Genomic DNA, 13,114 nt, shown 5'->3' on the forward strand with positions numbered 1-13,114 from the left:
GGCCTTGCAGCCTGCTGTAGCGTGCTATCCACGCTGCAGCCCATCCGGCCGGGCCTTGCAGCCCGCTGTAGCGTGCTATCCACGCTACAGACCATCCGGCCGGGCCTCACAGCCCGCTGCAGCGTGCCATCCACGCTGCAGCACCGGCCGCTCCACTACTCCGCCGGCTCCGGCTCCGCCTGGCGCGCGTCATCTTCCCGCAGCGCCTCCAAAATCTTCGCCGCGAGCTTCTCGCCGATGCCGAGCGGGCGGAAATCTTCGATCGACGCTTCGCGGATCTTCTTGATCGAGCCGAAATGGCGGAGCAGCGCCTTGCGCCGCTTCTCGCCGATGCCGGGAATCGCGTCGAGCTGCGAGGCGACCATCGATTTGGCGCGCACGTTGCGATGGAACGAGATCGCGAACCGGTGCACCTCGTCCTGGATGCGCTGCAGCAGGTAGAACTCCTGGCTGTCGCGCGGCAGCGGCACGATCTCCGGAGGATCGCCGGTCATCAGCTGCGCCGTCCGGTGCTTCGCATCCTTCACGAGGCCGCAGACCGGCACGTTCAGGCCCAGCTCGTTCTCGAGCACGTCGAGCGCCGCGCTGATCTGCCCCCGCCCGCCGTCGACGACGATCAGATCCGGCAGCGGAAGCCCCTCCTTCAGCACCCGTTCGTAGCGCCGGCGGATCACTTCGCGCATCGTCGCGTAGTCGTCGGCTCCTTCGACCGTCTTGACCTTGTACTTCCGGTATTCCGACTTGTCCGGCTTGCCGTCCGTGAAGACGACCATCGCCGAGACGGCGTCGGTGCCCTGAATATTCGAGTTGTCGAACGCCTCGATGCGGCGCAGCTGCGGCAGACCGAGCCACCGGGCCAGCCCTTCGCAGGCTTTCACGCTGCGGGCTTCGTCGCGCTCGATCAACCGGAATTTCTCGTCCAGCGTCACCCGGGCGTTCTGCATCGCCATCTTCACGATGTCCCTTTTCTTGCCCCGGCGGGGGACGAACACTTTGATCTTCAGCCAGCGCTGCAGCGATTCGCGCATATCCTCTTCGCCCTGGGAGGCGCCGGCGCGGGCCTCGCCTTCATCCGGCCGCTCGCCGCCGGAAGCGCCGCCGTCAGCCGCAGCCCCCTCCTGCCCGGCAGCCGCCGCACCATCCTGCCCGCCCGCAGATGAAGCCCCGTCTTGCCCGCCGCCGGCCGGTTGTCCTTGCTGCCCGCCGTCCGCCGTCCTGCCGGCATCTTCGGCCATCGGCAGCAGAATCTCCTTCGGCAGCGCCGGGTTCTCGCTGTAATACTGGGCCACGAACGTCATGAAATCATCATACGGCTCGCCGTAGAACGGAAACGTGGTGGCGCGGCGTTCGATCATTTTGCCCTGGCGCATGTACAAAATCTGCACGCACATCCACCCTTTGTCCACAGCAAAACCGAAAATGTCGCGGTCGACCGCATCGGCAACCTGAATCTTCTGCCGTTCCATCACCGTCTCGATGCTCTGGATCTGGTCGCGGTACTCCTTCGCCCGTTCGAACTCGAGCGCCTCGGCCGCGGCCATCATTTTCTCCTGGAGCTGCGCCTTCACTTCCTGGTAGCCGCCGTTCAGGAAACGCGTGATCTGCTGCACCATCTCCTCGTACCGGCTCCGGTCGACCGGGAATTCGCACGGCGCGAGACATTGCCCGATATGGTAATACAGGCACACCTTGTCGGGCATCGTCGCGCATTTGCGCAGCGGATACAGCCGGTCCAGCAGCCGCTTCGTCTCCCGCGCGTCATAGGCGTTCGGATACGGGCCGAAATATTTTCCGCCGTCTTTGACGACGCGCCGCGTCACCTCGAGGCGGGGATGCGCGTCTCCCGTAATCTTGATGTACGGAAACGTCTTGTCGTCCTTCAGCAAGACGTTGTAGCGCGGATGATACTGTTTGATCAGGTTGCACTCGAGGATGAGCGCTTCCATGTTGTTGGACGTCACGATGTATTCAAAATCGCGGATCTCCGACACGAGCCGCTGCGTCTTGATGTTGTGGCTGCCCGTGAAATAGGACCGGACGCGGTTCTTGAGCACCTTCGCCTTGCCGACGTAGATGATCTGCCCGTCGGCGTTCTTCATCAGGTAGCAGCCCGGCTTGTCCGGAAGCAGCGCCAGCTTCGAGCGGATCGGCTCCGGAACGCGCCTCAGTTCCCCGGCCGCGGATCGGCCGGCCGACTCCTTCTGTGCCATGCGGTTTCGCCCCCTTCGTCGCTATACGTATTGTAGCACATGGAACGCCCGGCGGAGCGATGCCGTCCCGACAAAACGCCGCCTTATTTTTGTCACATTCGTTCGCTTTACAAGCATTCGGCAAGTTGGGTATACTAGGGGGAGCGATGGAAGACTTACGGGGCACAAGCTGCGGTTTACCGCCGGCCCGACAGGAGGACAGACTGATGGAGAACGTGCAGGATCCGCGTCAACATATCAATGAAGAGCCGCGCAACGATTTCAACGATGTGGCGGTCGGTTTCGCCGGTATGTTCGCCTTTATGGTGGTTGTTTTCGCCGCAGCCGTCATCATCAAGTTTCTGATCTCGTAACCCGGCCGGCGGCGCGATGCCGCCTCATGCGCATTTGACCTGCCGTAAACCGAAGCCCCGCTTCCGTCCATTCCGGACGGCGGCGGGGCTGTTCGTTTTCAATGTTTCGCTTCGCCGGTCTTCGGCAATGGCCTGCCGGCAACAGGCTGAGCCCTACGCGCCGCGGCCGCTGCGTCGAACCGCTTGCGTTCCGTGCGATCGATTTGCACGATCCGGCCGTCATGAACCGTAATGACCACCGAGCCGTATTCCAGGCCGTTCACCACTTCGGCAATCCGTTCCAGCCATACGGCATCCACCTCTACCGGTTTCGCCATTGTGAACCCTCCATCCATTCCAGTATGGACTAAATATGGACCGGCATCGGATCCGTCTTGAGCGGATTTTCGACCAATACCGCAGACGATCCGTCAAGCACGTACAACCGATGAATAAAGACAAGCACTTCGGCACCCGGCTCGAGCGGTTCCCGGTCAAGCGACCGGTACGCGATCAGCCGATTGCCTTCGACATCCACTTCCAGTTCCAGATGCGCGCCGCGGAAGAACGACTGCCGGACGATCCCCCGCTGCGCGGACAGCGGATAGGAAAGCTCCCGCTGCAAGCCGACCTCCACGAATTCCGGGCGGATGATGGCCGATTTGCCGCCCTGGCTGACCGCTTCCTCGAATCCGATGAGCCGCTCGGGATGCTGGAGCACCCGCGATTCGCCGATGAACGATGCGACGAAAGGCGTCCGCGGATGGCGGTAGATCTCAAGCGGCGAGCCCTGCTGTTCCAGCCGGCCGTTCGAGAAAATGAGCATCTCGTCGGCCACTTCGACCGCCTCGTCCTGGTCGTGCGTCACGAAGATCGATGTGATGCCGATTTGCTCGATCATCTCTTTCAGCCACGTCCTGAGCTCCTTGCGCACCTTCGCGTCGATCGCGGCGAACGGCTCGTCGAGCAGGAGCAGGCTCGGCCGCGGCGCCAGCGCCCGGGCGAACGCGACGCGCTGCCGCTGGCCGCCCGAGAGCTGATGCGGATAACGGTTCCCGATCGCCTCAAGGCCCACCAGCTTGAGCAGCTCGTTCACGCGCTCCCGGATTTCATTCTTCTTCGCCTTCTTCACTTCCAGTCCGAACGCGATGTTGTCGAACACGGTCGTGTGACGGAACAGCGCGTAGTTCTGGAAGACGAAGCCGATGCCCCGCTTCTGCGGCGGCACGTCGTTGACGCGCTTGCCGTCCAGGATGATATCGCCTTCGTCCGGCGTCTCCAGCCCCGCGAGCATCCGCAGCAGGGTGGACTTGCCGCCGCCGCTCGGGCCGAGCAGCCCGATCAGCTTGCCCTCTTCGATCGTGAAGCTGACATTGTCGACCGCCTTCAGGCTGCCGAAACGCTTCGTCACATTCCGCACTTCGATACGCATGTTACCCGGTTCCTCCTTCCGATCCGGCCGATCGCTGTTCGGATTTCCACTCGACGATCGCCTTGACGACCAGCGTCACGAGCGCAAGCAGCACCAGCAGCGAAGCGACGGCGAACGATGCGGTGAACTGGTACTCGTTGTACAGGATCTCAACGTGCAGCGGCAGCGTGTTCGTCTGTCCGCGGATATGCCCCGAGACGACGGAGACGGCGCCGAATTCGCCCATCGCCCGCGCGTTGCACAGGATGATGCCGTAGAGCAACCCCCATTTGATGTTCGGCAGCGTCACGTGCCAGAAAATCTGCCAGCCCTTCGCCCCCAGCGTCGCCGCCGCCTCTTCCTCCTGCACGCCCTGCGTCTGCATGAGCGGAATCAGTTCCCGCGCCACGAACGGGAAGGTGACGAATATGGTGGCGAGCACGATGCCGGGCAGCGCGAAGATGATCTTGATGTCATGCGCCGCCAGCCACGGACCGAGCAGCCCCTGCGCGCCGAACAACAGGACGAAGATCAGGCCCGAAATGACCGGGGAGACGGCGAACGGAAGATCGATCAGCGTGATGAGCACGTTCTTGCCCCGGAACTTGAACTTCGCGATCGCCCAGGCGGCCGCGATGCCGAACACCGTGTTCAGCGGGACGGCGATGGCCGCGGTGATCAGCGTGAGTCTCAGCGCCGAGAGCGCATCTTTCTCGGTGATCGATTCGACATAGACGCGCCAGCCCTGCGACAGCGCCTCGACGATGACGGAAATGAGCGGCAGCAGAATGATCAGCGCCAGGAACAGCAGCGCGGCCGTAATCAGCGCGATCCGGACGCCCCTCGATTCCGTCGCGTGGGCGGGCCGGTCGGACGCCGCGTCTGACAGATGTGCGTGAATGGCTCCAGCCATGGCGATCCCTCCTTATCCCGCCTGCACGCGGCGGCTGTACCGCCACTGCATGTAGTTGATGAGCAGCAGCAGGGAGAACGAGATCACCAGCATGACGAGCGCGATGGCCGTCGCGCCGGCGTAGTCGAACTGCTCGAGCTTCGTCATGATGAGCAGCGGCGCGATCTCCGTCCGCATCGGCATGTTGCCGGAGATGAACACGACCGAACCGTACTCGCCGATGCCCCGGGCGAACGCCAGGGCGAAGCCGGTAAGCAGCGGCGGAATCAACTCCGGCAGAATGACGCGGCGGAACGTCCGCCAGCGATATGCGCCGAGCATGACGGCCGCTTCTTCCACGTCTTTGTCGAGATCTTGCAGAACCGGCTGCACCGTCCGCACGACGAACGGCAGGCCGATGAACACCAATGCGATCGTGATGCCGATCGGGGTATAAGCGATTTTCAGTCCGAGCGGTTCAAGCAGCGATCCGACCCAACCGGTCGGCGCGTAGATGGACGTCAACGCGATGCCCGCAACCGCGGTCGGCAGGGCGAACGGCAGGTCGACGATGCTGTCGATGAGCCGCTTGCCCGGAAACCGGTAGCGCACGAGCACCCAGGCGACGAGCAGGCCGAACACGGCATTGACGGCGGCCGCGAAGAACGCGGTCAGAAAACTCAACTTGTACGCCGCGAGCACGCGGGCGTTCGTCACGGCCGCCCAGAACTCCGAGAAGCTCATTCCGGCCGTCTTGATCAGGACGCTGGCCAGCGGAATGATTACGATGAGACTCAGATACAGAACGGTAAATCCGAGCGACAGTCCGAATCCCGGCAGCACGCTGGCCTTTCTGGAACCTTTCATGTGAAGTCAGCTCCCGTCCGATTCACGGCTGTTCGATTTATCCGGTGATCAGGAACCCGGCGTATAGATTTGGTCGAAAATGCCTCCGTCGGCGAAATGCTTCTCCTGCGCCGCGCGCCAGCCGCCGAAATCGTCGTCGATCGTCAGCAGCTCCACGTCGACGAACACGTCTTTGAACTGTTCGGCCACGGATGGCAGCGTCGGCCGGTAGAAATTCTCGCCGATCACTTTCTGCGCTTCCTCGGTGTACAGATAGTTCAGGTACGCTTCGGCGACTTCCCGCGTTCCCCGCTTGTCGACCACCTTGTCGACGATGGCGACCGGCGGTTCGGCCAGAATGCTGAGCGAAGGCGTGACGATATCGAACTGGTCTTCGCCGAATTCCTTGAGCGACAGGAACGCCTCGTTCTCCCATGCGAGCAGCACGTCGCCGATCTTCCGTTCCACGAACGTCGTCGTCGCGCCGCGCGCGCCCGAGTCGAGAACCGGCACGTGCTTGAACAGTTCCTTCACGAACTCCTGCGCATACGCTTCGTCGCCGCCGCTTTTCTTCAGCGCGTAGCCCCATGCGGCGAGGTAGTTCCAGCGCGCGCCGCCGGACGTCTTCGGGTTCGGCGTAATGACTTCGACGCCCTCCTTGATCAGGTCGTCCCAGTCCTTGATCCCCTTCGGATTGCCTTCCCGGACGAGGAAAACGATCGTCGACGTATAAGGCGAGCTGTTCAGGTCAAACTGCGACTGCCAGTCCGGCGAGATCAGCCCCGCATCGGCGATGGCGTCGATGTCGTAGCCGAGCGCCAGCGTCACGACGTCCGCTTCCAGCCCGTCGATGACGGAGCGGGCCTGCTTGCCGGAACCGCCGTGCGACTGCTTGATCGTCACTTTCTGGCCCTTCTCGTTCAGCCAATACTCGGCGAACAGCTCGTTGTACGCTTCGTAAAGCTCGCGGGTCGGGTCGTAGGAAACGTTCAGCAGTTCCAACGGCGGCAGCGATTCTTGTTTCGCATCGGAAGACGCTCCCCCGGAACCGGTCGACGGTCCGTTGCCCGAGCCGTTGCCGCCGCCCGATCCGCAGGCGGTCAACAGGGCAATGATGGCAATCAAAATCAGCGTCCGATAAATCTTGGATTTCATTCTCGACACTCCCCCACAATCGGGCGGCCCGACGGCCGTCCCTTCTCAATCTGTACCGACTGATGGCGCAGCGCGATGAGGATGAGGCTTCATTTGCTCCGGTTGACCGGTCACTAAATGATTATTCCTACATGTTTAGTCGGGTTATAGAAGCATCATATCAGGTCGCCAGCCGGGGCGTCAACCTATTTTTTGTTAGTTTTTATTGATCTTATAAACTGCGCTGATAAAACAAACGGCCCGCCCGGCAGGCGGTGAAACCTGCGGGCGGACCCTGGCTGTCGGATCACAGATGGTCGAGCATCACTTTGCGGCCGGTCTTCGCGCTCTCGAGCGCGCCGAACACCATGGCCATGCTCTTGATGTTGTCGGTGCAGTCCGTCTCCGCCGGACGCCCCTCCTCCAGCGCGGCGAACATCTCGTCGAGGCAGCCGTCATGGCCTTCCCGCCCGTTCCAGGCGGCCTTCGCTTCCACCCGGCGGACGGTCCGGATGAAGCCGGGTTCCGCCGACTCGTCCACGACCTCCGCCTCCGGCATCGCGCTGCCGTCCCAGCGCGCCGTGCCGCGGCTGCCGATGATGCGCCAGTCCGCTTCCCAGGACGTCGGGAACCCTTCCGCGCACCACGACCCGCGGTACGTGAACACCGAACCGTCGCTCATCTCGAAAATGCATACCGCCGAAGCGTTGCCCTGATACCACGAACCCGGCGGATTGTACTCGTGGCAATACACCGAGACCGGATCCGCCCCGCTGATGAAGCGGGCCTGATCGAACGTGTGGATCGCCATGTCGACGATGAGCGGACTCTCCATCGCGTCGCGGAAGCCGCCGAAATGCGGCCCGAGAAAGAAATCGGCGTGAATCGATCCGACCTTGCCGATCGTCCCGCCAGCGATCAGATCCCGCAGCGCGCGGATCTGCCGGTTGTACCGGCGGTTCTGCATGACCGCGTACCGCTTTCCCGTCTGTCCCGCGACGCGCACGATCTCCTTGGCATCCTCCAGCGACTCGGCCATCGGCTTCTCGCCGAACACGTGGCAGCCGGCGGTGAGCGCCGTCGTCACGATCGTCTTGTGGCTGGCCGGTATCGTCACGTCAAACACGAGGTCCGCCTCCACCTTCGACAGCGCTTCCGCAAGATCGGTGAAGATCGGGACGGCCAGTCCGAGCTCGGCGGCCCTCCGGCGCGCCGTCTCTTCGTACAGGTCGACGAGCGCGGCGATCTCGACATTCTCACGGGATTGCGCGTAATCCAGCCACAGCCGGGACATGCCTCCGCAGCCGGCCGCAACGACACGATGTTTGCGCATGGTGACCAGTTCCTTCCTCTCCGGACACGGTGCGGATCCGCACGCATCCTTTTTTGTCATCTTCCCGCATCTTACCATCTCCGGAGAAGCCGGAACAAGCGTACATTCTTAAGATGGCGGTCACGTGAGGCCGCGCTTGTTCCCGCCGCCGATCCAGAGCCGGTCGACGAACGGGCGGATCCGGTCCATCAGCCGCTGTCCCTTGTGCGCTTCCTCGCCGTCCTTGTTCGTGAAGCTGAAATGCCGCTCCAGCGCGTCCAGGTCATGATTGGACGTGTAAAACGTCGGCTTCCGGTTCATGCGGTAGTTCAGAATCGTGCCCATCACATGGTCGCGCACCCAGGGGCTGAGATTCTCGGCGCCGATGTCGTCAAAAACGAGCAGATCGGTCTGCTTCATCAGTTCAATCGTCTCGCGCAGCCGGGCCGGTTCATCCAGCATCGATTTCACGTCCTCGACGAACTCCGGCACGTAGACGATGACGCCGGACAGCCCGCTCTTCGCCAGCTCGTGCAGCATGTAGCACATGAGATACGTCTTGCCCGTGCCGAACGGGCCGACGAGATAAAGTCCGCGCTTCTGCAAGCCGTTCTCCCGCGTCGTCTTGATGTATTTGAACAGATGGTTGACGGCAGCCGAACGCTCGGGCTCGAGGGTGACCATCTCGGTCGGCGAGAACGAACCGCCGAGCGCCGATTCGTCGATGTAGAAGCTCCGCACCCGGCTGCGCAGCTGCTGTTCGGCCTGACGCGCCTTGAGCAGGCTGCAGGGGACTTTCCGGTCGTACAGCTGCGCCTTGTCGCTTTGCACCTCGCACTCCAGCACTGTGTAGTACCCTTCGATGTCGTTCGGGCACCGGTCAAGACCGGGACACGCGGCGCAATGGCGCTGCTCTTTCACATATTGATAAATCCGGTTCAGATTGAGGCGCAGGTCGCGCCGCGTCAGTTCCGGATGGCGTGCCCGAAACTCGCGGACGGCCGGTTCTTCCAGCAGCGCGTCCAAATGCCGCTCCGCTTCGGCCTGCATCCCGGCGCCGAGCGGCCACCGCTTAAGCAATTCGCCCAGCGATTCCATCGGTCTGCCCCTCCCTTGTTACTCGCGTTCCAGCTCGCTTGCCAGCCGGAGCGCCTCCGCCAGCTCCTCCGGCGTCAGCTGCCGGCCGCCCGTCCGCTGCTCGACGATCGGAATCGCCGGCTTGCGCGTTCCGCCGCTCCGGCCGCCGCGCCAGGCGCGGCCCTGCGCCCCGCCCTGCGTCCCCTGCGCGCCTTGCGGCCGGCGCTCCGCTTCCTTCATCCGCTGCTCAAGCTTCTCCTGCTCGCGCACGTACCGGATCGCCTTCTCGTATGTATCGACCCCTCTGGCCAGCATGTTCGAGGCCACCTTGTCGATGAAGTCGCCCGACAGCCGCTGCGTTCCGCTCATGCCGAGTATGTAATGGATGAGAACGTTGATCACTTCGCGCGGCATTTTGTAATGAAGGTCGATGCGTTCGAAGGCCCGGTCCAGCCAGGCGGGCACGGCTCCCGGGAAGAACCGCTTCAGGAAGCGGGTGTGCGGCTCGTTCCGCATCAGGAAGTTGTACTGTGCGATGTCGCACCGCCCCGCCATCGATTCGGGAACCGGCAAATAATCGTCTTCCGACACCGGCACTTCCGGCGGATCGTCCGGGGCCGCTTCTTCCGGAACGCCGGAGCTTAGCGCGCTCCGCGCCGCGATCCGGTTCCGCTCCTCTTCCAGCTTGCGGTTCTGCCGGTAGAATTGGCTCGCCCGCTGCTGCAGCTCGTCGAACAGGAGTGCGCCATCCGGCGAGAAGACGCCGGGCTCATCGAGCAGCCGCCGCATGTCCACGGCGTCAAGGTCATATTTGTAGGCGACGTAGTTCACGATCGCCATGCCTTCCTTGTCCGTTCTGAGCCGCTCGACGAACGGCCGGTTCGCGGAACTGCGCGGGAACCCGAGAATCAGCTCGGCGTACGCGATGCCCGCGGACGGCTCGGGCGGCAGAGCCGGCGCCGGTTCGCGGGTGGTGGCCAGCTCCGCCAGCGCCTGCTCCAGCTCGGCGTCCGCGCTGTGCGGCTGCACGCGGAAGATATCGAAGAACGGGACCGACAGGTCTTCCCGTGCCACCCCGGCGCGATCCAGCTCTTCCGGAGCCGGCGACTCGAACTGCTCGCGCAGCGCGATGACGGCGTATTTGCCGATCTTGTCCCGTAGCAGCAGGGTGAAATGGGGATTCGTGAAAAATTCGGCCGGCTCGAGCGGCCTGACGAGCGTGTATTCGTACAGGATGTCGTCCCCGCCCGGCAGCGCGATCCGGTGCGTCTGCAGCAGCCCGACGGATTCGAGCCGGGAGGTCTGGTCGACCAGATGACGCCGGCCGGTCTCGCCGAGGCCGACGCCGAGGCCGAGCAGCAGCCTGCGCTGCACATCGGGCCGCGAGTATCCGGTTCGCGTCTCGTCGATCTGGTGATAGAGCAAGAGATACAACGAGACGGCCGGCGCGCCGATCATCGGCTGGTAGATCAGGCTGAGCGTCTTCATGTCCAGCGGGCTCATCGAGAAATCGCGATAGACGATATACCGATGATGTTCGGTGAATTGATGCCCGTGTTCGATCCGCATGCTGTCATCCAGCTCCATCCGTCATGGGAAATCTCGTGATCCTATTCTAGCACAAAACGACAGCGATCGCGCGTTTGGCGCCGGCGCTTAAGCAAAAAAGAGCGGCCGCCGACCCTCGGTCAGCTCCGCTCCGCTTCCTGCGCCGCAGCATCCGCCTCGTCCGCCATGAGCACCTCCGCCAGACCTTCCGGCCCGGCGAACTCGGGCGCCGCGTCCCGGCCTTCCAGCTTCGCGATCCAGGCGCGGATGACATCGCTCGTCTGATCCGGCGCCTTCGTCGGCAGGTGATGGCCCGCTTTCCGGATCCTGTACCACTCCGACTCCCGAAGCCGCTCGTGCAAGGCGCGTGCATAGGCGCAGCCCGCCCCGTCCTCCGCGCCGCTGAGCAGCAGCACGGGATGATCGATGCGGTTCAGCCGCCCGGTGCAGCTGTAACGCAGGCAGCTATCCGCATATTCCCGGCAGCGGCGCGCATCGCCGATCTTGCCCTCCGCATGGAGCACGCCGAATGTCGTCCGGCTGTCCGCGTTGCCGAGCGCGACCGGCACGACGACCGCCTCCGGGGTCAGGCCGCGAAGCATGGCGCCGGCCCGCATCTGCATCCGGCTGCGGCTGTCGGTCAGCTCGCTCATGCCGGACAGCAGCACGGCGCCCCGGAACCGGCCGGGCGCGCTCAGCAGCGCTTCGAGCACCGGCATCGCGCCGCAGGAATAGCCGCAGACATAGGCGGACTCGATGTCCAGCCGGTCCAGCAGCTGGCGGATGTCCTCCGCGATGAGCGGGATCGTGAGCGAAGCATCGCCCGCCGGGCTGTGCCCATGCCCGCGGATGTCGAACACGACGACGCGGTGATCCCGGGACAGATCATGCTTCAGATAATTGAAAATGGAACTCGCAATAAACGGCGGGTGCACCATGACGACGGCCGGCCCCCGGCCAAGCGCGTGACAATGGATGTCCGTCCCGTTCACATGAATAAACGGCATCGCCCTCACCTCGACGGAATCGGTATTCCGTCTTAGTATGGCTCTGCCGTCTCAGGTGCCGATTAGAACATTTTGTATCCGCCCTGGCGCAGCTTGCGGATCGTCCAGCCGCTGACATACGCGCCGGCGAGACCCGCGAGCGCCACCGAGATGTCAACGTAGGAATACCCGGTCAGATTGGCCGTGAACGACTTCGACTCATCCCAGGTGAAGTACATGCCCAGCGGCACGCCGACGATCAGGAACAGCCAGATCGGAAACCAGGTCGTCTTGATCAGCATGTTCAGAATGAAGCCGATGCCGAAGATCATCACGAAGAACAGAAGCAACAGCACGATCATTTGCAGCATGTCGGAAGCAAGCTCCTTCCTTGGCGCATTCCGTTTCTCTAGAGTAGTTTAGTGGAAGTGCCCGCACGAGTCAATTTCGGAGCGGCTTTGTCACAAGACCGTCATTTGCCCCGCGTCCCGCCGTTCGGGTACAATGAGGGCGACAAGTGCAGGTTCCACGAACGACAGAACCTGAAGGAGGGTTTCCATGAGCGAAGCGGCTCAAACGCTTGAAGGCTGGTTCGCGCTGCACGATTTCCGCACCATCGACTGGTCGGCATGGAAGCAGGCCGACGCGGCCGAGCGGGAACAGGCAGCAGGCGAACTGCGCCGCATGATGGAAGAATGGGCATCGGTCGAAGCCGCGAAAACCGGCAGCACGGCCGTCTACGCGATCGTCGGCCAGAAAGCCGACATTCTGTTCATGCATCTGCGCGAGACGCTGGACGAACTGCAGGAAGTGGAGACGGCGTTCAACAAATCGGCGTTCGCCGACTATACGCTTCCCGCGTACTCCTATGTCAGCGTCGTCGAGCTGAGCAACTATATGGCGCAGCCGGGAACCGATCCGATGCAGAACCCGGAGATCGTCGCCCGGCTCAAACCGATTCTGCCGAAAACCCGGCACATCTGCTTCTACCCGATGAACAAACGCCGGCAGGGCAGCGACAACTGGTACATGCTCCCGATCGACGAGCGGCGCGAAATGATGCGCTCCCATGGCATGACCGGCCGCAAATACGCCGGCAAGGTCCGGCAGATCATCACCGGTTCGGTCGGCTTCGACTTGTGGGAGTGGGGCGTCACGCTGTTCGCCGACGACCCGATCCAGTTCAAGAAGCTGGTCTACGAAATGCGTTTCGACGAGGTAAGCGCGCGGTTCGGCGAATTCGGCGACTTCTACGTCGGCAATCTGTTGACGTCGGACAAGCTCGGCGAACTGTTGAACGTGTAAATGGACGCAGCAAAAGGCCGGACAGGATTCGCATCCTGACCGGCCTTGTTTCGTTCCCGAT

General features: G+C 62.9%; 13 protein-coding genes. 2 read left to right on the top strand and 11 right to left on the bottom strand.

The features are described 5' to 3' along the window. Positions 1 to 155: 155 nt before the first annotated feature. Positions 156 to 2,210 carry an excinuclease ABC subunit UvrC gene (uvrC, locus tag THECO_RS13260; protein WP_015255559.1) on the bottom strand — a complete coding sequence of 685 codons (2,055 nt, stop codon included), beginning with the start codon at positions 2,208 to 2,210 and terminating at the stop codon, positions 156 to 158. Between the two features lie 206 nt (positions 2,211 to 2,416). Here uvrC and THECO_RS21455 point away from each other — a divergent pair, with 206 nt between their 5' ends. Further along, positions 2,417 to 2,563 carry a YqzM family protein gene (locus tag THECO_RS21455; protein WP_086010531.1) on the top strand — a complete coding sequence of 49 codons (147 nt, stop codon included), beginning with the start codon at positions 2,417 to 2,419 and terminating at the stop codon, positions 2,561 to 2,563. 98 nt (positions 2,564 to 2,661) lie between these two features. Here THECO_RS21455 and THECO_RS13265 read toward each other — a convergent pair whose 3' ends face one another. The 10 genes from THECO_RS13265 to THECO_RS13310 all read right to left on the bottom strand — a co-directional run bounded on the left by THECO_RS13265 (position 2,662) and on the right by THECO_RS13310 (position 12,119). After that, entirely contained in the window at positions 2,662 to 2,880 is a 219-nt protein-coding gene (locus THECO_RS13265; protein WP_015255561.1) for a YezD family protein, read from the bottom strand. Positions 2,881 to 2,909: 29 nt separating this feature from the next. Then, complete coding sequence (locus THECO_RS13270) at positions 2,910 to 3,974, bottom strand: ABC transporter ATP-binding protein (RefSeq protein WP_015255562.1); 1,065 nt, start codon at positions 3,972 to 3,974, stop codon at positions 2,910 to 2,912. 1 nt (position 3,975) lies between these two features. Further along, a complete protein-coding gene (cysW, locus tag THECO_RS13275; RefSeq protein WP_015255563.1) occupies positions 3,976 to 4,866 on the bottom strand; it encodes a sulfate ABC transporter permease subunit CysW in 891 nt (296 codons plus the stop codon). Positions 4,867 to 4,878: 12 nt separating this feature from the next. Further along, the gene (gene cysT, locus THECO_RS13280; protein ID WP_015255564.1) at positions 4,879 to 5,712 is read right to left on the bottom strand and encodes a sulfate ABC transporter permease subunit CysT; all 834 of its coding nucleotides are present in this window, start codon (positions 5,710 to 5,712) and stop codon (positions 4,879 to 4,881) included. A gap of 48 nt (positions 5,713 to 5,760) precedes the next feature. Continuing rightward, positions 5,761 to 6,846, bottom strand: a complete 1,086-nt coding sequence (locus THECO_RS13285) for a sulfate ABC transporter substrate-binding protein (protein WP_015255565.1) — start codon at positions 6,844 to 6,846, stop codon at positions 5,761 to 5,763. Positions 6,847 to 7,132: 286 nt separating this feature from the next. Then, on the bottom strand, positions 7,133 to 8,158 hold the full coding sequence (locus THECO_RS13290) for a Gfo/Idh/MocA family protein (protein WP_015255566.1): 1,026 nt from the start codon (positions 8,156 to 8,158) through the stop codon (positions 7,133 to 7,135). A gap of 120 nt (positions 8,159 to 8,278) precedes the next feature. Then, positions 8,279 to 9,235: a primosomal protein DnaI gene (gene dnaI, locus THECO_RS13295; RefSeq protein ID WP_015255567.1), complete on the bottom strand. Its 957-nt coding sequence runs from the start codon at positions 9,233 to 9,235 to the stop codon at positions 8,279 to 8,281. A gap of 18 nt (positions 9,236 to 9,253) precedes the next feature. After that, positions 9,254 to 10,801, bottom strand: coding sequence for a DnaD domain protein (locus tag THECO_RS13300; protein ID WP_015255568.1), 1,548 nt, complete (start codon positions 10,799 to 10,801; stop codon positions 9,254 to 9,256). A gap of 101 nt (positions 10,802 to 10,902) precedes the next feature. Next, on the bottom strand, positions 10,903 to 11,769 hold the full coding sequence (locus THECO_RS13305) for an alpha/beta fold hydrolase (protein WP_015255569.1): 867 nt from the start codon (positions 11,767 to 11,769) through the stop codon (positions 10,903 to 10,905). Between the two features lie 62 nt (positions 11,770 to 11,831). Then, positions 11,832 to 12,119, bottom strand: coding sequence for a YuiB family protein (locus tag THECO_RS13310; RefSeq protein ID WP_015255570.1), 288 nt, complete (start codon positions 12,117 to 12,119; stop codon positions 11,832 to 11,834). Between the two features lie 187 nt (positions 12,120 to 12,306). Between THECO_RS13310 and hemQ the strand changes: the two genes are divergently transcribed. Beyond that, positions 12,307 to 13,053 carry a hydrogen peroxide-dependent heme synthase gene (gene hemQ, locus THECO_RS13315; protein ID WP_015255571.1) on the top strand — a complete coding sequence of 249 codons (747 nt, stop codon included), beginning with the start codon at positions 12,307 to 12,309 and terminating at the stop codon, positions 13,051 to 13,053. Positions 13,054 to 13,114: the final 61 nt, after the last annotated feature.

Origin of the sequence: Thermobacillus composti KWC4, assembly GCF_000227705.2 — a bacterium.
GTDB classification, from domain to species: domain Bacteria; phylum Bacillota; class Bacilli; order Paenibacillales; family Paenibacillaceae; genus Thermobacillus; species Thermobacillus xylanilyticus.

Excerpts from the sequence above, each read along its gene's own strand:
- THECO_RS13310 (WP_015255570.1), bottom strand. The coding sequence starts at position 12,119 with ATGCTGCAAATGATCGTGCTGTTGCTTCTGTTCTTCGTGATGATCTTC.
- THECO_RS13265 (WP_015255561.1), bottom strand. The coding sequence starts at position 2,880 with ATGGCGAAACCGGTAGAGGTGGATGCCGTATGGCTGGAACGGATTGCC.
- uvrC (WP_015255559.1), bottom strand. The coding sequence starts at position 2,210 with ATGGCACAGAAGGAGTCGGCCGGCCGATCCGCGGCCGGGGAACTGAGG.
- cysT (WP_015255564.1), bottom strand. The coding sequence starts at position 5,712 with ATGAAAGGTTCCAGAAAGGCCAGCGTGCTGCCGGGATTCGGACTGTCG.
- dnaI (WP_015255567.1), bottom strand. The coding sequence starts at position 9,235 with ATGGAATCGCTGGGCGAATTGCTTAAGCGGTGGCCGCTCGGCGCCGGG.
- THECO_RS13305 (WP_015255569.1), bottom strand. The coding sequence starts at position 11,769 with ATGCCGTTTATTCATGTGAACGGGACGGACATCCATTGTCACGCGCTT.
- THECO_RS13290 (WP_015255566.1), bottom strand. The coding sequence starts at position 8,158 with ATGCGCAAACATCGTGTCGTTGCGGCCGGCTGCGGAGGCATGTCCCGG.
- cysW (WP_015255563.1), bottom strand. The coding sequence starts at position 4,866 with ATGGCTGGAGCCATTCACGCACATCTGTCAGACGCGGCGTCCGACCGG.
- THECO_RS13300 (WP_015255568.1), bottom strand. The coding sequence starts at position 10,801 with ATGGAGCTGGATGACAGCATGCGGATCGAACACGGGCATCAATTCACC.
- THECO_RS13285 (WP_015255565.1), bottom strand. The coding sequence starts at position 6,846 with ATGAAATCCAAGATTTATCGGACGCTGATTTTGATTGCCATCATTGCC.
- hemQ (WP_015255571.1), top strand. The coding sequence starts at position 12,307 with ATGAGCGAAGCGGCTCAAACGCTTGAAGGCTGGTTCGCGCTGCACGAT.
- THECO_RS21455 (WP_086010531.1), top strand. The coding sequence starts at position 2,417 with ATGGAGAACGTGCAGGATCCGCGTCAACATATCAATGAAGAGCCGCGC.
- THECO_RS13270 (WP_015255562.1), bottom strand. The coding sequence starts at position 3,974 with ATGCGTATCGAAGTGCGGAATGTGACGAAGCGTTTCGGCAGCCTGAAG.